Below are 20177 nucleotides of genomic sequence, written 5' to 3'. Positions count from 1 at the left end.
GCTCACGCCTTCTTGCAATGACGTTTTTATGCTGTTTAATACTTATACAATAAAAATTTTAGGGTGCTATGAGCTATACTACCCGATCTTCTTCTTGTGTTAAAAATTCCTCCAGCTTTTCTCTTGTGTAATCTTTTTCTTCTAAGATTACTTCATTGTCAAAAATATGTTGTACTGTTTTTTCTTCTAATAATGGACCTTTTAAGTGCTCAATAGATCGAGGATTTTCTTGATAGAACTTTAATATTGCTTTTTCTTGACCCGGAAATCTCCTTGCTTGAGCTATAATAGCATTTTTAATATCATCCTGTTCAATACGTAAATTCTTAACTTGCATATATTCTGATAACATCAGACCTACTCTAACACGACGTAAGGCTAGCTTATTATAGTACTCATTAATTTCTGCTTCTGATTTATCTTTAAATATTGAATCTGAGTCGTTACTTTTCTCTGTTTGAGATTTTAAAGTATTTACTTCCTGAGATATTAAAGATTTGGGAACATTAAACGTTAATATCTCTTCTAATTGGTCAAATAATCTCATTTTCATTAAAGTATGTATATGCTCCCTATATTCATCTGCTATACTTTTAGAAATATTAGTACGCAATTCTTCAACTGTTTTACAATTAAATTTCTTAGCAAACTCATCATCAACGACTATTTCATCAGCAGAATGTACCGCCTTTACCTGAACAATAAATTTAGCAGGCTGACCTGCAATTTGTTCCATATGATATTCTTTTGGGAATGTAACATTAACCTCTACCTTATCTCCAGCTTTACTACCAATAAGCTGATCTTCAAACCCATCAATAAAAGCTCCACTACCAATTACTAATTTGTAATCTGTAACTTTACCACCTTCAAAAGGCTCATTATTGACATAACCAATCGCATCAATAGTAACTTCCTGCCATTTTTCTACTTTCCCTTTATTTTCTTTAGTATAATTTTTTGACATAGACGCAAGTTTATCTATTTGCTTATTAATATCCTCTTCCTCAATTACTAATTTTGGATAAGTGATTTTTATTTTTTTGAAATCTGGTAATTCAATGTTAGGTAGTAGCTCAAATTTTAGAGTAAATTCTAGATCTTCATTATCTTTATCACATAAATCTCCTAATTGAGGATTACCTACTGTTTTTAGTTTATGATCTTTTATAATATGCTGTACTGCGTGATTAATTTCATGGCTTACCACATCAGACCTAACAGATTGCTTATATTTTTGATTAACAATGTTGATTGGCACTTTCCCAGCACGGAATCCATTGAGTTTAACTTTTTTTGATAAATTATCTAATTCTTTTTGCACTTGATTGGCAATTTTAGAAGAAGGAAGAACTACTTTCACTTCAAAATTTAGATCTTCATTTTTAAGTTCTGTGACTTGCATACTAAAAAACTCATTAGCAATATTAAAATATCATGCAAAAACTTGAAGGGCTGCAAAATCACTCCAATTTTTGCGTTATTAATTTAGTGGTGCGGATGGAGGGACTTGAACCCCCACGCCTTGCGGCGCTAGAACCTAAATCTAGTACGTCTGCCAATTCCGTCACACCCGCATAGTGTATCTTGACTATTTATCAACTAGTCTCAGCTAAAAATTTTGTCAGACAGTCATAATACACATGATACAAGTTTTGTAAATCGCTAACTTTTGTATATTCATTAATTTTATGAGCTGTCTCAGACAATAAGCCAAATTCCACAACAGGACAATAATCTTTAATAAACCTCGCATCAGAAGTGCCACCACTAGTAGATAATTTTGTAGATATTTGAGTTGTATCAGATACTACTTGAACAAAATCAGCAATTAACCCTGTTGGTTCTTGGATAAAACAATCAGCTGAAGATACACTACTTAATTCATATTTAAATTGGTATTTAGCACAATATTTGTTAATTATCTGATCTATCAAATCTGTTATGCTAGATAATGAATGAAGATCATTAAAGCGAACATTAAATTTTGCTGTAATTTTCCTAGGGATTACATTAGTGGTATCATTACCTACATCAATAGATGTAATTTCTAAATTTGACTGTTGAAAAAATTTACTCCCTTCATCTAATCGATAATTAACCAATTCATTAAGTATTTGAACTAAAGGATGAATCGGATTATTGGCTTGCAATGGATATGCTACATGCCCAGCTGTACCATATAGAGCTAAGTTAAAGTTAATACTTCCACGTCGACCAATTTTTACGGTATCCCCTACTTGCTGTTCATTTGTTGGTTCGCCTACAATAGCAAGATCGATCAAATTATTATCATGTTGATGCAAATATTTTAGCATTTCTACAGTGCCATATTTACCACTTCCTTCCTCATCGCTAGTAATTAAAAAACTAATTGAACCATTAGGAACTTTAACACATTCAATGAACTGCAAGCTAGCAGCCAGAAAACATGCTATCGCTCCCTTCATATCGACAGTTCCCCTACCATAAATCTTCTCACCCACTTTACTTGCTATAAAAGGATCATTAAGCCATAATGCTCTATCACCTGCTGGCACAACATCAACATGTCCAGCAAAACAAATATTAGGACGGGCAGTACCATAAACAGCATAAAGGTTGGTTACTTTATAATTATCTTCACCAAATATTTTGGTTTCAGTCTTAAAACCATTTTTTTCTAATAAATTACTAATATATTCAATACAACCGCTACTATTAGGCGTTACTGATTGAAAACTAATCAATTTTTCAAGAAGTTGTATATACATATTCCAACTATTCTCGGACAACCAAAACAGATACCCCAGAATGCCGCACAATTTTCGACGCATTAGGACCTAGCATATAATCTCTAAGCTGTGGTCGTACTGCTGAAATAATAATTAAATCAGCTTTTACTTCATTAGCATATTGTATTATTTCATCATAGACCGCCCCTCGACCAATATGTAATTCAACTTCGATCTCCTCAGGTACATATTGCCTAATTAGCTCTGTTACCTGTACCCGATATTTTTCTTTTTGGTCTTTTGCCCAGCTTTTAGGCAAATAATCCTCGACCATTTTCATACCAAAATCCGAGATGATATAAAGAAAATGTAATTTGGCATTAAAGATAGTAGCAAAACTTAAAGCCTTTGGTAATATTGCCTTAACCGATTGTTTATCCGACAAATCTAATGGTATTATTATATTTTTAAACACAATTAACAACTACTCCGATATTTATTATCTATTTCTTACTGCTGAATGTTTTGGCAAAATAAAATTATTAGTATCAGCAAAATGATTAATATCAATATTATATAACATATAATTAGAATGTTTAAAATGTTTTACATTTTTATGAAACATACCAATAAATTTATCCAATAATTTAGCATCCATACTACTGTTAGTAACTAAAATTGCCGTTACTGCCACTGTATTCAAATCTGCAGTGATTCCAGGATATAATCTTTTATCCAGCAATCCCTTATGAAAAGCTTTATTAGTGGCTAGTAATTGTTCAATTTTATCATTTTCCATAGGTATAAAATCAACCCCACAGCTATTAGCAGTAAACCCTACTAAAGCGTTAGGATGACCTACCGTCATAATCATCACATCAATTTTACCATTACAAAATTGTTTTATTGACTCTTCGTAACTCATTTCATCGCAATCTATTGGCTCTTTGGTAAAATTATATAACTTCCTGATAGCATTGTAAGTAATGGTATTACTAGACAATGACAAACCATTTGATATTCTCTTCCCTTCAATATCTGAAAAGCCTTTTATCTTATCCTTATCCTGACTTTTTACTACAACAGTAAAAAGCTCGTCATATAAATTAAGCACCTGACGCATTTCTTGCATTTTCTCTGTATTGGCATAATGCCCAATAGCTTCAAACGCTTCCAATGCTATATTGGATTGCACCAAAGCTAAATCTATCTTACCTTCTCTTAGCAAATTTAAATTTTCAACACCTCCATTGGTAGGTACTACTTCACAATTTACAGTTTTATCAGCTAAAGTCATGGTTCTACACAAATCCAATCCGATAGAGTAATAACCTTTCAAAATCGAACCAGAACCAATTCTTATTGTTTTTTGCGAAGCTAAGACACAATTATTAGTGCAAAACAGACAAAAAACTACCAATAAAACTCTAAAATTGTTCATAAATATAATATACACTATAACTAATTGACCACTAATACTTTTTAAGATAAATAATTAAAAAAATAATATTCTTTACCCTATCAGCAACGAAGCAATGTCTCAACGTCATTGCGAGACCACGCAAGTAGGTCTCAGCAATCCATTTTTTATTGCTTTTATGGATTGCTTCGTTGACCTACGGTCTTCCTCGCAATGACGTCTGAGGGGCTTTGCTTCGTCGCAGCAAAACTACTTCTCGCTAATAGATAGACTTAGCTATAAACTACCCCTACTACTATCGATAATCAAGATAATTGTTACAGTGCATATATAAAAAATTCCTATTCCTTATAATATTCTTCTCCAATTTCAATTTCAGCCCGGTTATTTGACTTACGCCAATTATTGCTGTCCCTTAGTGAGTAGATACAGCCACAATATTCTTGCTTATAAAAATTCTCACGTTTAGCTATTTCGTACATTCTACTACTCCCGCCTGATTTTCGCCAATTATAAGTCCAGTAAGTTATTCCATCGTAATGAGAGGCAGCTTTAATGCCTGATTCATTAATTTGATTCATGTCTTTCCAGCGGGAAATGCCAAGAGAGCTGGTAATAACTTTAAAATCATTCTCATAGGCATAAAGGGCTGTGCGTTCAAAACGCATATCAAAGCACATAGAACAACGTTTGCCTCTTTCTGGCTCCCATTCCATACCTTTGCTTCTCGCAAACCAATTTTGTACGTCGTAATCTGCATCAATAAAATTGATACCCATTTTTTCAGCAAAACGAATATTCTCATTTTTACGGATTTCATACTCTTTTTTAGGATGAATATTGGGATTGTAGAAAAAAATAGTTAAGTCAATACCAGACATCAACATTTTCTCCATAAGTTCTCCTGAACATGGAGCACAACAGGAATGTAGTAGAACTTTATTTTCACCATTTGGTACTGATAGGATTTCATTCATAATTAGTTAGTAATTTTTTTATAAATTTTAAAATAACATACGATATAGCTAATCCAAATTCATTAGATTTAGATTGCTTCGTTGCCGCTAAAGCGGCTCCTCGCAATGACGTAAAAGATATTGCATTGTTTTGTAGAAAAATGGATAATAAATTATTATTTTTTATTAACAATAATTTTGTCACTAAGTATTGAATATTAGTCTAATTGAGAGATAATTATGTTGAATAAAACAACTAATTTGCCTAAAGGTTTTGAGTATTTGGATCAAATAGATCCAACCATAATTCAACAAATGATGTATTATAGTACTAGGAATTTTATAGGAGAGAGGATTAGGGGCTATAAGGCTCCTAGAGCTATACTAACTAAACAAGCCGCGATTGCCCTAAGAAATGTTCAGCAAGATATAAAAAATGATAACTATTCTTTGGTAGTTTATGATGCTTATAGACCACAGAAAGCTGTACAACATTTTGTTGCCTGGGGAGAGGATAGGGCTGATCAAACAATGAAAGAATCTCACTATCCATACATTAATAAGACTGAAATCTTTTTGTTAGGTTATGTTGCTAAGCAATCACCTCATAGTCGCGGAAGTACGGTTGATCTAACTATTATTGAACTTGGAAAACAATTACATAGCAACCCTAAAATGATCAAAAGAACCATAAAAGATGGTCGTTCCATACCTTATTTTGATGATAATACGGTTGACATGTATAGTTCTGTAGACCTTATGGATTCAGTATCTTGTCATGATAGTGACCTAATTGATCAACGTTACTTACAAAATCGTAATTATTTACGGGCAAAAATGAAAAAGTATAATTTTGCAGAATATTTGCCTGAATGGTGGCACTATACTTTACAAGACGAGCCTTATAAGGATCAGTATTTTGATTTTGATGTTGAATAAGGTTTATAGCTAACCTGTTACTCCATCATTGTGAGAAGCTAGTTCGCAACACATCGTCATTGCGAGACCACGCAAGTAGGTTGTGGCAATCCATGAAACTTGTTATATGGATTGCTTCGTTGCCGCTAAAGTGGCTCCTCGCAATGACGCTTCAGTTTAAACCCGTCACGACTCCTTGCAATGACGTTAAATTTTAACCTTCCAAATCAATATTGTTTCAAATATAACACAACTAAACACAACTAATAGGAATTTATGAAAAAATACTCTAAGTAGCTTGTAATTAATTAATTTTACATATATAGTACTTGCGTGGATATTCTAAAAGGGTTTTATGTAGAATAGATAGTGTCATCCATGTAAAAAGGCTGTCGTCTCTGCAAAAAAGGTGTCGTCCCCTCAAAAATGATGTTATTCTTAGCAACGATGGGAATCTAAAAAACCTGATATTCTCGCTGTTGCTAAGAATAACATAAGATGAGGGGAAAATAACCAGAACTTCGTGTAGGAGGGACATAATTAGAACACGGAAAGGACATTACAGGTTTTAGAGTTAATTACTCCAAGAAACTGATTTAGAAAATAAATTAACTTAAATTAGGAAAAATTATGAATAACAAAAGAAAAAAAAGCAATTTCTTGAAAAATTTGCTGACTACTGCTTCTGTTGCCTCGGTGATAGTTGGTGCAAGTAGTTCAGCGTTTGCTGTGACTAGGACGGTAGTAGGTCACACCGACCTACGTGCTGGTGGAGGTCTAGATGGTGGAACCCCATTTATTACAGGACAGGATATTATCTATGGTGGTGGTGGTGCTTATAATTTTGATGCTAACCTTGTTGGGGGGCAAAACATACACGCAATTAGCACTGGTGGTGCTGCTGCTGTTAATGCTCCTGGTCTGCTAACTATTAGCACTGGACCTACATCTATTGGTTCTATCGGTGGTGATGCTAATCATGCTCATGTTCTTAATATAGCGATGCTAGCAGATCAAGTTGTGACTTTAACTGGTACTGGTGGGGGTACTAGTGCTATTGCTCGTAACATTTATGATCGTTTAGGTGCAATTACTTTCAATGCTGGTTCGATCTTAAATATTGCTCCTGCTAATCCTGATAACCTCGTTTTTGCTAAGGCTACAATAGTTGATGGTCAGAATGCAACATTGAATATTAGTAACCCTGCTTTCATAACAGAATTCAACAAACACAGTTTTGCCTCAGCTAAAACAATTAATATCAACGATGGCAGTACTGTTCAATTTAGCTCTAATGCTATTGGTTTTAATACATTACACCTTCAGCAAGACCGTGATAGTGCTATCAACTTTGGTACTACTGGTACAGGTAAATTGTTACTTACTTCTATAAATCCTGGTGCCAGGGATTTTGTAGTTGACTATGGATCGCTTGGTGGTAAAAATGCTGGTACTCTTACGGATGATTATGGTGTAATTAGTTTTGATACTACAAATGTAGCTGGTGTGCTTTCTTCTAAGGTTGTTAATACAGCCGTAATCGGTCAAGATAAGGAGCATAGAGCTAAGAAACTCATAGTTATTAATGCTGGTAATGATGCAACCATTACAGGGAAAGTATATAGTAAGGAAATTGAATTACACGCTGGAAACGTCACTTTTGGGGGTGGTGAAGTTGATGTAGGTGATGATGGAAAAACAAAAATGCTTGTTGACTCAGCAGTGGTTCTTCAAGATAATACCAATCTTGGTGTAGTAGACTTAAATAATACCAACAGTACAATTGAAGTTGCTGTTGACAAAACACTTACAGGAAAATTTTATGGTGATACAAAACATCCTAATAATATAACAGGAAAAATACATTTTGATGGTAATGGTACATTTAACGGTCAGGCAGTTAAGTTAGCTACTATTGAAGTTGAAGGTGCTAGTACTTTGACATTTTCAGGAGGAACTGAGTGGAACGATGTAACGGAAATAAAAGTATTGGCAGCTAATGCACATCTTAAATTTGCTGACGGTTATAAATTGACTGGTCATATTAATAAAACTGCTAATATTTTTGCTCCAAATCTAACTTTCTTAGGTGATGCTGAAATTAAGGGTACTATTTGTCAGGGTGGAATCCTTGGTAAGATTAATATCACTGATAAGGATAAAACAGTAACATTAGATACTGATACGATTACCGCTGCTAATATCTTTACTGAGACTGGTGGAGGAACATTAGCCTTAAATAATAAATCTAACAATGTAACCATTACAGCTCGAATAAGTGAAGTTGGTGGTGGTACTATTAATGCAAGTGCAATGACCTCTAACAAGGATTTAATAATTGAGGGTGATATAGGAACTGATCCTTCTCAAACCAACTCTAAGGCTTTAGATAAAATAGTATTGGCTGGACAGAATCTTAATTTTGTTGTTGTCCCTAATGCAGGTTTTGTTAATGTTGGTGGAATTGATTTTAGCAAAGAATCTTCGACAGTTAAGTTGGATATTGCTGATGTTAAGTATGCCTTGGGAACCTTGGAAAATGCAGAGAGTGCTAAAGTTGTAATTAGTAACAATATCTCACTATATAATACAAGCACTGCTGATAAAGGTATATTAAAGGAAATTCAGTTTAAAGGAGATAATATTTTAACTCTATATAGTGGTAATGATATTGTTGCTGGCTCTATAACAACTGAAAATGCTGATCAAGGTACTTTAATTTTTGCTGGCAAATCTACTCTGAAAGGTAATATAGGAAAAGAGAATCGTAATTTTAAAGAAATCCAAGTATTGGAAGGTATTGAGGCAACTACATCTGGTGTAGCTTACCTTAAAGAAGATGTACTCTTGGCAAACAGATCTGTATTAAATATAGATAGTAACTATTACGTTAAAAGAGTTGTTAGTACTGACGCTGCTGGTGTTGGAACACTAAGATTTGTTAATAAGGATAAGGTAGAATTAGTAACATCTCAAATTCGTGCTACTAATGCTGGTAATGCGATCGAGAGCTTAGAACTGAATGGTGGTAATGTTCTATTAGTTAATAACAGTATATCATTCAAGAATATTAATTTCACCACTAAAGATAAAGCTATCTTAGAGTTAGATAAAGATATGCAACTTGCGGGAATAAATGTTAAGAGTAGTGCTACCGAAAGACCTACAATTAAGTTGACAAACGAAAAAGATGATGAAATTAGTGCAGGTCAGCATATTGGAGAAAAAGATCATTATGTTGATATACAACTTACTAAAGATAATGCTTTAAATGTTAAAAGCCAAGATGCCTTTATTGCTGTAAGCACTACAACTAATAATTCAGGTGTTGTTAACTTTGAGGTTGCTGGTGGTAATAATTTATTAGTCGATTATTTAGGTTCTGAGAATAACCGCTTAAAAGAGGCTAATTTTAAATCAAATGTCGAAAACCGTGGTAGTACCCATGTTAAAAAAGCTACGATTTATGATGGTATAACTTATACAGCTAGTGGAACAGTAGCCGGTGATGTATTAAATATTGGTAGTACTAATGGTGGTGCTATTGCTAGCTTTAAGGATGGTGTTGTTTTAAAAGATACTCTGATCAATGTAGGAACAAATAACAAAATCAACTTTGAAGGTAATGCTACAATTATTAGTAATATTGGTAAATCTGACAATAAATTTGAGGAAATTAAATTTAATGGAGACAAAAACAGTACTGCAACCTTGGGCTGTGATTCTATAAGTGCGAAAACAGCTAACTTTGGTAAAGAAAAGATTAAAGTTGCTGCTAATGTTACACTTGATGCTGTTTCACATATCGATGCAAATATTGATTTAGGTTCTAATAAGCTATTCTTAAAAGAAGGCGGAACTTGGGGAAAAGATGTTAGTATTACAACTACATTAACTGCAAATGGTGAACTTGGTTCTATTAAACTTGGTAATACTGTTGCTGGTGATTTACCAGTAAATGTTCAGACTATAGGTATTCACATTATTGATGATGCTTCTTTACAGGATTATCGTGATACTGCATTTACCCTCATAGATGGTGATAAATACTTAGTTATGAAAGATGGTAAAATCACACTCATTGGTGGAATGCCAACCACAAACCGTGCATATACTGAGTGGGCTATTGAAAGTAGAGATGGCAAACAAATGATTACACGTAAGGTCAATGAACGCCAAGGTATGAAAAGTGACTTGAATCAGTTTGGTCATGATCCTATCAATGATCAAAATGTTGAGGCACTTCTTACTGCAAAACGTGGTACTGATGGAGCAAAATTTGCGGATGATGTAAGTCTTATACTAGATAAGAAAGAACGTAAGGATGTCATGGATAAACTTTTCAATAGTGAAAATGCTCATGTAACCACAGCATGTGCTGACGCTGCTCGTCGTGTTGCTGATAGTATTGATAATATAGTACAGAACAGAAATACTAAAATCGCTGTTAGTTCTGGGTCTGATGATGGTAATGCATCAATGGGGGCATGGGTTATGCCATATTATAGCCAAGCTACTCAGGATCAGGATAAAAAAGATAATTCTATTGGCTATACATCAAAATCTTTTGGTGGAGTCTTGGGTTTCGATACTTTATTTAATGAGAATCTAACAATCGGTGCTGCTGTTAATGTCGCTAATACTGATATGAAATTTAAAGGTTATAAAGACGAAAAAACCAAAATTGGTACTTTTGGGGTCTCTCTTTATGGGTCACAACAACTTGATAAAGATTTCTTTGTACAAGCTGTGGCTTCCTTTAGTTCAAGTAAAATTGACAGTAATGATGTTAGAAAAGTATCTACTAAGGTCCATGCTAGTGGTAAGGAAACTGCTAAAGCTAGTTATGATTCTACATCTTTCGGTGGAGAAGTATTATTTGGTTACAATGCTAAACTAGCTGACTCAGTATCACTAACCCCGACTGCTGGAATTCGTTATACAAGGTTTAATGATGCAGAGCATAAGGAAACTGGTACAACACATCAAAATAAGATATTTGCTAAGAAAGAAGCCAATATAGTTGAAGCTGTTATCGGTGCTAGAATTGCAACTACTATAGATACTGATGGTATTGCAATAACTCCTGAACTACATGGTTCTGTTTCTCACAAATTAAGTGGTAAGTCAGGAAAAGTTGATGCTAGATTAGATGGCATGACTGATCCGTTTGTTACTAGAGCTGAGAAAGGTGGCAAAACATCATATAATGTTGGTGTAGCTATTGGTGCTAAAGCCGGAGTTATGGAGTATGGAGCTGGTTATGATGCATATTTAGCTAATAAATATGTTGCTCACCAAGGTACTCTGAAAGTTCGTGTAAACTTCTAAACTAATCATTTAAGTTTACTTATCTATTACTACAAAAGGGCTTCCTTTCCAAAAGGAGGTCCTTTTTGTTTGTATACTCAAATGATTTGGAGAATTGGGTTTGAAAATGAGGGGCGAGTACACGCAGTGTACATAAGGTACGTGAGTATGCGAGTCCCTGATATTTTCAAAAAACAATTCTTCAAAGCATTTGAGTATATAAGTTCAGCAAAGTTCTCAACATAATAATAAAAATATATTTACAATCCTTAATCAAAATGGTAAACAAGTAGATCAGAAGTCTAGTAAATGGCTTGTTGAGAAATTACAAACTGATGATCAATAGAAATAAGTTGATTGCTTTTACTAACGGAATGTTTATTACTAAACAAACCTACGATAAGAACACTGTGTAACGATTATTCTTACTTCAATTTGGGTTTGAAAATCATCCACTAAGAGGCTGCCTGCGGTAACTAATTAATTATATTTTGAGCTATTTTTCGGCGAGAATAAATATGATTTTTGAAGGAATAGTATACCTATTTCAAAAAAATTATGTTTATACTCAATAATATATTATTAGTGTATAGTTTACAAAAACTTGAGTAATTGATTTATCAATTTTCAAGTTTTTATTTTTTTATGTACAGTTTGTAATTATTACAGCCTGAAATAAGTTCAGGGTTTATCATACAATACAGGATTATATGTCACAAAAGCTCGGTTTTTGGTCAGTTTTTGCTTTAGTTATTGGTAGCCAAATTGGCACCAGTGTTTTAATATTACCAGCAAGTTTAGCACCATACGGTATTTTTAGTTTAGTTGGAGGAGTAGTATCCTCCTGCGGTGCTATAATTTTAGCACTGTTATTTGCTATACTTTGTTACCGATTCCCACAAACAGGTGGACCCCATGTTTATTTAAAAAAGGCATTTGGTAATGATGTAGCATTTTTTACCGGCTGGACTTATTGGGTTATTTCATGGGTTAGTACGGCTGTAGTTGTTATTTCAGCTATTACATATTTAACACCTTTAATTGGGGTGAATAATAGTTTTGTGATCTTAATTTTGCAGATATTATTGTTATTTGCTATTATGTTGCTAAACCTTAAAGGTGTGGAAGTAGCAGGGCGAGCTGAGTTTATACTAGCAATTCTAAAATTCATTCCATTAATAGTAGTGCCAATTGCGGCATTATATCAGTTTGATAGTAATAATTTTGTTATGGATAAGCAAATAACTAATTTAACTTTTTCTCAAATTCTTGGTAAGGTAACATTATTAACATTCTGGGGATTCATTGGTTTAGAATCAGCAACTGCTCAAGCTGGTTCGGTAATGAACCCATCAAAAACAATACCAAGAGCTGTAGTAATAGGTACGCTTTGTGTTGCTATTTTATATCTCATTAATAGCGTTGGAATAATTGGTTTAATCCCACCAGAAGACTTAATACATTCTAAAGCTCCTTATGTAGACGCTACCCAAATAATTTTTGGTGGTCAGTGGCATCTACTTATTTCTTTGATTGCTTCAATTATTTGTATTGGAACGTTAAATGCTTGGGTACTAATCAGTGGACAAATTGCTTTGGGACTTGCCCAAGACGGCTTAATGCCATCTTTTTTTGCTAAACAAAATAAAAATGGTGCTCCAATTTGGAGTTTAATCATAAGTTGTATTGGAATATTATTATTATTGATTAGTACAACCAATGAAGATTTATCAGAACAAATTACCGAAATAATTGATTTTTCCGTTATCTCTTTTTTATTTGTATATCTAGCCTGTAGCGTAGCTTTTTTAAAATTACTGCTAACAAAATCAGAAAAATCTTCAACATCTCAATGGTTAATTGCCCTAGGATCAATGACCTTTTGCCTATGGATTATTTATGAAACACCATTAAATGTTACAATAAAAGCTATCTCATTTGTATTAAGCGGAATACCTGTTTATCTTTGGTATAAAAAGCAATCGTTTCTTAGGTTATGTAAACAAATCTTATAAGGATATAAATGCTTAAGTCCTGTATATTATTATTAACTATAATATTATTCCTACAAGGATGTAGCACCTCATCTGTCAATAAGACATTTTTAAACGTCACGGCACAACAATTACAAAAAGATTACAAACTAAATCACAGCACTTTAATTATACAATATAATTTAGCAGCACTAAGTAAAAATAACTGCATTTATGCAAAAAATTTTGGTCTCATTATTAATAATGAAAAATATAACAAGGCTTTTTTACAAAAATTTAAAACTATTGGAGCTAAGAATATTAATAGCCAAGCAATTAATAACCAGGCAATGATTAAATCAACTAAGATCAAAGATTTGCTGATAAAGTTAAATTATAAGTATAAATTCTTATCTAAAACAGAATTACAACTTGTTCAAAAAGCTAGTAATAAAAATAGTTCTGATAATATTAAGGAGCTAGGACAATTAGATAAACTAACTGCTACTATTCCTATAATGTTACCACAATATAATGTAAAGGTTACTAGTCATTATGGCATGCGTAAGCATCCTAGGAAAAAACAAAAAAAATTCCATTGCGGAACAGACTTAAAAGGACACAAAAACTCTTCCATTTATGCCTCTGCTGATGGAATAATTACCACCGTAAGGCGAGAAAGTGCTTATGGAAATTTGATAGAAATAAAACATTCAGATAAATTCATTACCAAATATGCTCACTTAAAAAAAATACACGTAAAAGAAGGAGATATGGTTATTAAAGGTCAGAGTATTGGAGTGCAAGGTAATAGTGGTAACAGTACAGGAGAGCATTTGCATTTTGAGATTTGCCTCAATAACAAGCATGTTAACCCATTTGACTTCATATCACATGCTTGCAACTGTAATACTTAATGAAAGAAGTCTATTGCAAGGAGCTACTTTAGTAGCGACGAAGCAATTTCTAACTATTTTCTTGGATTGTTTCGTCGGCTTACGCCTTTTCGCAATGACATATATGTACCCCCATCGTTATTGCGAGACCATGTAATGGTCGAAGCGATCCATTTTTGATCACTTTCTGGATTAGCTATATTAAGCAAGTAATGCTACCGACTCTTCACCGCCCATATAGTAGCTAAAGTAATCATTGCAATATAAACTCCTATAGATATAGAAGAGTCAGTAAAGTGCCAAAGAGCTATGCACACTGCAGGAGCAGAGCGTCCAAATATTGAAGTACCTAAAGCATCACCAATACTAACCAGCATATATTTATCTGAACCATGAAATAAGCTATTAAGCCAATAATTTAGTGGGCATAAGAAAGTTACCCCTAAGGCAATAATCCACAAACGGACAAAATTAACATACCATATAGAAGCATCAGTCATATATAACCATAATGGTACTATGCTAATAAATAGAATGCTAGTACTTACGATCATTACATCCACAGGACGATATTTTTTAACAAAATACCCTATTAATGGAATCATTGCTGCATCTACGATTAATAAAAGAGTATTAACACTCATCATCGCTTCCAAAGATATAGAGGTAATAAGAGGGACAAAACTATTCATCACTACAAAAGGTATGACATATGTCATATAGGAAAAGCCACTAATTATAGATATACGCAGAATATTGTACTTATTATTCAATATCACATTTGATGGGTAAGATTTTTGTTCTATTGCTCTTTGAGACATATTGGAATAACGTCTAAGATAAACCCCTACAATCCCTGTACTACCTCCTAATATAAAACATAAACGCCAATATTCATGGTGACTAGAACTAATTAGAATTGCACTGACAGAAGAGGCAATAATAATCCCAAACATTGTTGATAGTTCGTATAGGTAAGATGCTTTCACTCCTCGACTCTGCGTTTTATTTTCTACAATATATAATTTGGCAATACAATGTTCTCCTTCACCAAAAATTCCTAACATCATTCGAATAATAAGCAGCATCAATGGTGAAAACCAGCCAATCATTTGATAAGTTGGTATAATTCCTATTAACATAGTGGTAATAGCCACCCCTATTAATGAATAGGATAGAGCCAAAGTTGCCCCTCGTTTTTTTGCAATTATACTAAAAATTATTGAACCAATTGGTCTGGTAATTATTGAAGTTGCTAACATGCCATAGGTTAAGATCAAAGCAACTATAGGGTCATCTTTGGGAAAAAAGACTATTGATAAAATTGGAGCAAGAAAGCTATAAATATTCGTATCGAAATGATCTAGACTATTACCTATTAAAATTGATAAATCTTTCTTTTTCATGAGAGACCGTAAAATTTTTGTCAAAAATTATCTATAGCTAACCCGATTAGTATGTTATCCATAGTAACTGGTGCTATTAGCGAGGAGGCACTTTGTGCAACACACCGTCATTGCGAGGAGAGCGTAAGGTCGACGAAGCAATCCATTTTTGGTTACTTTTATCGATTGCCGCGTCGCCGCAAAGCGGTTCCTCGCAATGACACCTATGCACAATGATGGGAGTGCTGCGTGGTCTCGCTAATAAGTGTCTGTGAATTTGGTTTAGTGTTATCATACTAACTCTTTACATAGGTTACCATACGTGATAAACACACTTATATACTATTTAATAATTAATTAGGCTATATTTAAATTGCAAAAACTATTTGATAATAAAATTATCTCTCAGATGAATTCTTGCAGTTTGTGCTGTGACTCTAGACTAGCTAAAGCTGGCGATATATTCTTTGCGATTAAAGGAGCAAGCTCTGATGGTAATAAATTTATCGATGATGTAATAAATAAAGGGGTGAAATTCATTATTACAGATGATGCTGAGAGCTTAAACAACCCCAATATTACCGCCAATGATGTACATATAAATCTTGTGAGTGATGCACGGTTGGCACTGAGTCAAGCTGCTAATATTCTCTACCCATTATTACCATCATATATGATAGCTGCTACTGGTACTAACGGTAAAACCTCGGTAGTATCATATTGTAGGCAACTATATACATTATTAGGAGTACCAAGTTGTTCTATTGGGACTATTGGCGTAGAATGTGCCAGTGGTTTGGATTTAAGTGTTCAAGACATTTTAGACAAATCCCCGGCTCTCACTACTCTTGACCCTATAACTTTTAGACATATTTTACATAAGCTAGCTGAGAATAACACAAAATATGTAGCTTTTGAGGCTTCTAGCCATGGTTTAGATCAACAAAGATTATGTGGTGTAAAAGTAAATGCTGCTTGCTTTACTAGTTTTAGTCAAGATCACCTTGATTATCACCAAAATATGGCTAATTATCTTTTAGCCAAACTAAAATTATTTACAGATAATTTATTGCCAACAGGAACGGCTGTGTTAAACTCAGAAATAGCACAATTAGATTATATTAAACATTATTTACAACAACGTAATATAAAGTTTTTAACAGTGGGTATGAATGGCGATCTGAAAATTATCGACAGTACAATTCCTGGACATAAGGTTCCTGGACATAAGGTTTGTGACTATAAAGGGCAAAAATATAATTTTACTACTGATATAGTTGGTAGTTTTCAAGCTAGTAACTTACTGATTGCCGTTATGATGGTGCATTTGACTGGCTTTCCTTTGGAACAAGTTATATCGAAGTTATCGCAAGTTAAAGCAGTTAAAGGGCGTTTAGAGAGAGTAGGTAATAGTAATGTGTTTATCGACTATGCTCATACCCCAGATGCTTTGGAAAAAAGTTTACTGGAGTTAAGAAAAATAAAATCAGATAAGGGGTTATTAAAAGTAATTTTTAGCTGTGGTGGTGATAGAGATAGCAGTAAAAGACCATTAATGGGGCAAGTTGCGGCGAAAATTGCTGATGAGATTATTATTACTGATGACAATCCAAGAAACGAAGATCCAAAATTAATACGGCAACAAATTATACCAGCTATTATAGCGATCACTAATAGTTTTATAGAAATAAAAAATAGAAAAATAGCAATTACTGAGACGATACATAATTTACAAAAAGATGATATTTTGCTAATTGCCGGCAAAGGTCACGAAAATTATCAGATAATCGGTAATAAAAAACTACCCTTTAACGACTTCGATATAGCCAATAAAGCTCTACAAAATAAGAATAAACTTATTGACAATTAAAGCAAAATTGGGGTAAGAATTGTCTTGAATGTTAGCGTTCATGGAAAAAGTTAAAGTATAAGCGTCATTGCGAGGAGTGGCTAGCGACGAAGCAATCCATAAAAGTAACAAAAAATGGATTGCTTCGACCATTACATGGTCTCGCAATGACATGACGTCTTGTACTTTAACTTTTTTCTGTAAACTCTCATTTTTGAACTTTACGTAAGATATAATATAATGATTTGGTCAGCAAGAGACTTGAGTAATGCATTGAATATAGAGGTACATCCTGATATTCATGGTGGACAAGTTCAATTCAATTCTAATTCCGTTACAGATGGTGATTTGTTCATTGCTCTTAAAGGAGCTAATGATGGACATAATTATGCATTACATGCTCTAGAACGTGGGGCAAATGCGGTAATTATTAGTCAGGAAATAACAGGGCTGCCTGATGAAAAAGTAATTATGGTTCCTGATACCTTAACTGCTTTGCATCAGATGGCAGAGTATAAACGGCAGAAATCCCAGGCGAAGTTTATTGGGGTTACTGGCAGTAGTGGTAAAACTGGAACTAAGGAAGCAATCAAAACTGTACTAAGTCACTTTGGCTCTACTTTTGCTAGTCGAGGAAATTTCAATAACCATCTTGGTGTGCCTATAAATCTTGCTTCTCTGCCGGATGATATAGAATATGCTGTTTTTGAAATGGGTATGAATCATCCAGGAGAAATAAGAACTCTAACAAAAATGGTTAAACCTGATATATCAGTCATTACTACAATATCAGAAGCTCATCTTGAATTTTTTCAGTCTCAACTGCATTTGGTTGATGCTAAATGTGAAATTTTTGAAGGAATGTCAAAAGATGGTATAGCTGTTATAGATTTAGATAGCCCATATTATAACCGAGTTTTACAAAATCTTAAGCAATTATCGATTAATAATATATATAGTTTTGGCACATCACCATATGCAGATTGTAGCTTAATATCATATGAATATCAACAAATTACCCAACAAGTTCGTTTACGTTATTCGATTCATAATACTAAAATAGATATCAAGATTCCCCTTGTACCAGAACATTATGCTAGAAATTATACTATCGCTCTTCAGATGTCAGCCATATTGAACTTAGATATTAATGTAGCAGCAAGACAATTAAACAAAATATTATTAATGGATGGTAGGGGTAAGCTAATCAATGCCAAATATCATGGTCAGGACTACCAAATTATCTGCGATTATTATAATGCTAATCCAGAATCAGTAAAAGCTGCTTTATTATATCTAAAACAGCTTAGTGGTAAGAAAAAAATTGCTATAATAGGTGATATGTTAGAATTGGGAGACAATTCGATAAAATTCCATAAAGATTTAATACCAGCAATTCTCGATTCTGGTGCCAACAGAGTTTTTTTAGTAGGCAATAATATCCAATATATCTATCAATCTTTGCCAGATGAAATAGAAAAAATACATTTTGATAATGTTGATCTGTTAATAGAAAACTTAAGTAAATTACTTAAGGGCAATGAATTAATCTTAATAAAAGGGTCAAATAGTACCCAACTTAGTAAAATCATCCAATCTTTTGAGTTACACTAGTGATATACAACCTTCTTGCCCCCTATATACATAAGTTGCATGTCGCAAATTTATTCCACTATATTACTTTCCGTATAGGGTTTGCCATATTATTTAGTTTGACTATTTCTTTTTTGATAGGACCTAGAATAATTAGAATTTTACGAGATTTACAAAAATATGGTCAACCAATTCGTGACTACGGACCAGAAACCCACAAAGCAAAAGTAGGGACACCAACTATGGGCGGGATAATGATTATCCTCAGCGTTTGTCTTTCTACTCTCTTATTCTCTGACCTTACTAATAAATATATATGGATAGTGTTATTTGTCTTTATTAGCTTTGGTATACTTGGTTTTATGGATGATTACGCTAAAGTAACAAAAAACCACCATAAAGGAGTTAGCGGTAAGAAGAAATTATTGTTTCAGTTTACTATTTGTCTAATTGCTTGTTTATTGTTAAGGGATGCCAATAATCAAGGAAATAACCTGCTGACTATTCCATTTTTTAAGAATTTGTTGATTGATTTAGGATTGTTTTACATTCCCTTTAGTATGTTTGTTATAGTTGGAGCATCAAATGCGGTGAATCTAACTGATGGTCTTGATGGCCTTGCCATCGTGCCGATTGCTATTACTGCAGGTTCTTTCACCTTAATTATTTACTTGGTGGGTAATAGTTTCTATGCAAATTATCTGCAAATTATTTATGTAGCAAATATTTCTGAATTAACTATCTTTTGTGCTTCAATTGTTGGTGCTAGCCTAGGATTTTTATGGTTTAATGCCCAGCCAGCAGAAATTTTTATGGGAGATACTGGTAGCCTAAGCCTCGGCGGTGCTCTTGGTATTGTTAGCGTTATTGCCAAACACGAATTTGTTCTAGCAATTATTGGTGGATTGTTTGTTATTGAAACTTTATCAGTAATTATTCAAGTATATTATTTTAAAGCTACCCGTGGTAAAAGACTTTTCAAAATGGCTCCGTTGCATCACCATTTTGAAAAACATGGCTGGTCAGAGTCAAAAGTTGTGATACGTTTCTGGATTATAGCTATAATATTTGCTCTAATTGGTTTGTCTTCGCTAAAACTAAGATAGGAATGCATTTAAAAATCGTCATTGCGAGCTGATGTATCCCCACGAAATTATTGCAAA

General features: G+C 33.5%; 13 protein-coding genes and 1 tRNA gene. 7 read left to right on the top strand and 7 right to left on the bottom strand.

What is annotated here, in order from left to right:
* Positions 1-73 precede the first annotated feature (73 nt).
* From tig to ACFELY_RS01795, 6 genes are all read right to left on the bottom strand, one after another.
* Positions 74-1405, bottom strand: coding sequence for a trigger factor (gene tig, locus ACFELY_RS01820; protein WP_375333471.1), 1332 nt, complete (start codon positions 1403-1405; stop codon positions 74-76).
* 87 nt (positions 1406-1492) lie between these two features.
* Positions 1493-1577: transfer RNA gene (locus ACFELY_RS01815), tRNA-Leu, on the bottom strand.
* A gap of 21 nt (positions 1578-1598) precedes the next feature.
* Positions 1599-2753: a succinyl-diaminopimelate desuccinylase gene (dapE, locus tag ACFELY_RS01810; protein WP_375330259.1), complete on the bottom strand. Its 1155-nt coding sequence runs from the start codon at positions 2751-2753 to the stop codon at positions 1599-1601.
* Positions 2754-2760: 7 nt separating this feature from the next.
* Entirely contained in the window at positions 2761-3189 is a 429-nt protein-coding gene (locus tag ACFELY_RS01805; protein ID WP_341753060.1) for a universal stress protein, read from the bottom strand.
* A gap of 24 nt (positions 3190-3213) precedes the next feature.
* On the bottom strand, positions 3214-4155 hold the full coding sequence (locus ACFELY_RS01800; protein WP_375330260.1) for a TAXI family TRAP transporter solute-binding subunit: 942 nt from the start codon (positions 4153-4155) through the stop codon (positions 3214-3216).
* A 320-nt stretch (positions 4156-4475) separates the two neighbouring features.
* On the bottom strand, positions 4476-5111 hold the full coding sequence (locus tag ACFELY_RS01795) for an epoxyqueuosine reductase QueH (RefSeq protein ID WP_341748615.1): 636 nt from the start codon (positions 5109-5111) through the stop codon (positions 4476-4478).
* 219 nt (positions 5112-5330) lie between these two features.
* Between ACFELY_RS01795 and ACFELY_RS01790 the strand changes: the two genes are divergently transcribed.
* The 4 genes from ACFELY_RS01790 to ACFELY_RS01775 all read left to right on the top strand — a co-directional run bounded on the left by ACFELY_RS01790 (position 5331) and on the right by ACFELY_RS01775 (position 14208).
* On the top strand, positions 5331-6029 hold the full coding sequence (locus ACFELY_RS01790; protein WP_341759760.1) for a M15 family metallopeptidase: 699 nt from the start codon (positions 5331-5333) through the stop codon (positions 6027-6029).
* A 609-nt stretch (positions 6030-6638) separates the two neighbouring features.
* The gene (locus tag ACFELY_RS01785) at positions 6639-11339 is read left to right on the top strand and encodes an autotransporter domain-containing protein (RefSeq protein WP_375333470.1); all 4701 of its coding nucleotides are present in this window, start codon (positions 6639-6641) and stop codon (positions 11337-11339) included.
* Positions 11340-12028: 689 nt separating this feature from the next.
* A complete protein-coding gene (locus tag ACFELY_RS01780; protein WP_375333469.1) occupies positions 12029-13333 on the top strand; it encodes an APC family permease in 1305 nt (434 codons plus the stop codon).
* An 8-nt stretch (positions 13334-13341) separates the two neighbouring features.
* Complete coding sequence (locus ACFELY_RS01775; protein WP_375333468.1) at positions 13342-14208, top strand: M23 family metallopeptidase; 867 nt, start codon at positions 13342-13344, stop codon at positions 14206-14208.
* Between the two features lie 194 nt (positions 14209-14402).
* Here ACFELY_RS01775 and ACFELY_RS01770 read toward each other — a convergent pair whose 3' ends face one another.
* Positions 14403-15593, bottom strand: coding sequence for an MFS transporter (locus ACFELY_RS01770; protein ID WP_341759764.1), 1191 nt, complete (start codon positions 15591-15593; stop codon positions 14403-14405).
* A 388-nt stretch (positions 15594-15981) separates the two neighbouring features.
* Between ACFELY_RS01770 and ACFELY_RS01765 the strand changes: the two genes are divergently transcribed.
* From ACFELY_RS01765 to mraY, 3 genes are all read left to right on the top strand, one after another.
* A complete protein-coding gene (locus ACFELY_RS01765; protein WP_375334103.1) occupies positions 15982-17442 on the top strand; it encodes a UDP-N-acetylmuramoyl-L-alanyl-D-glutamate--2,6-diaminopimelate ligase in 1461 nt (486 codons plus the stop codon).
* Between the two features lie 219 nt (positions 17443-17661).
* Positions 17662-19035, top strand: coding sequence for a UDP-N-acetylmuramoyl-tripeptide--D-alanyl-D-alanine ligase (locus ACFELY_RS01760; protein ID WP_375333467.1), 1374 nt, complete (start codon positions 17662-17664; stop codon positions 19033-19035).
* The gene (gene mraY / locus ACFELY_RS01755; RefSeq protein ID WP_375333466.1) at positions 19035-20120 is read left to right on the top strand and encodes a phospho-N-acetylmuramoyl-pentapeptide-transferase; all 1086 of its coding nucleotides are present in this window, start codon (positions 19035-19037) and stop codon (positions 20118-20120) included. Before ACFELY_RS01760 ends, mraY begins: the two co-directional genes overlap by 1 nt.
* Positions 20121-20177 lie beyond the last annotated feature (57 nt).

The organism is Candidatus Tisiphia endosymbiont of Xenochironomus xenolabis, assembly GCF_964264705.1.
Lineage (GTDB): Bacteria > Pseudomonadota > Alphaproteobacteria > Rickettsiales > Rickettsiaceae > Tisiphia.
This window is presented reverse-complemented; position numbering and strand designations above follow the sequence as displayed.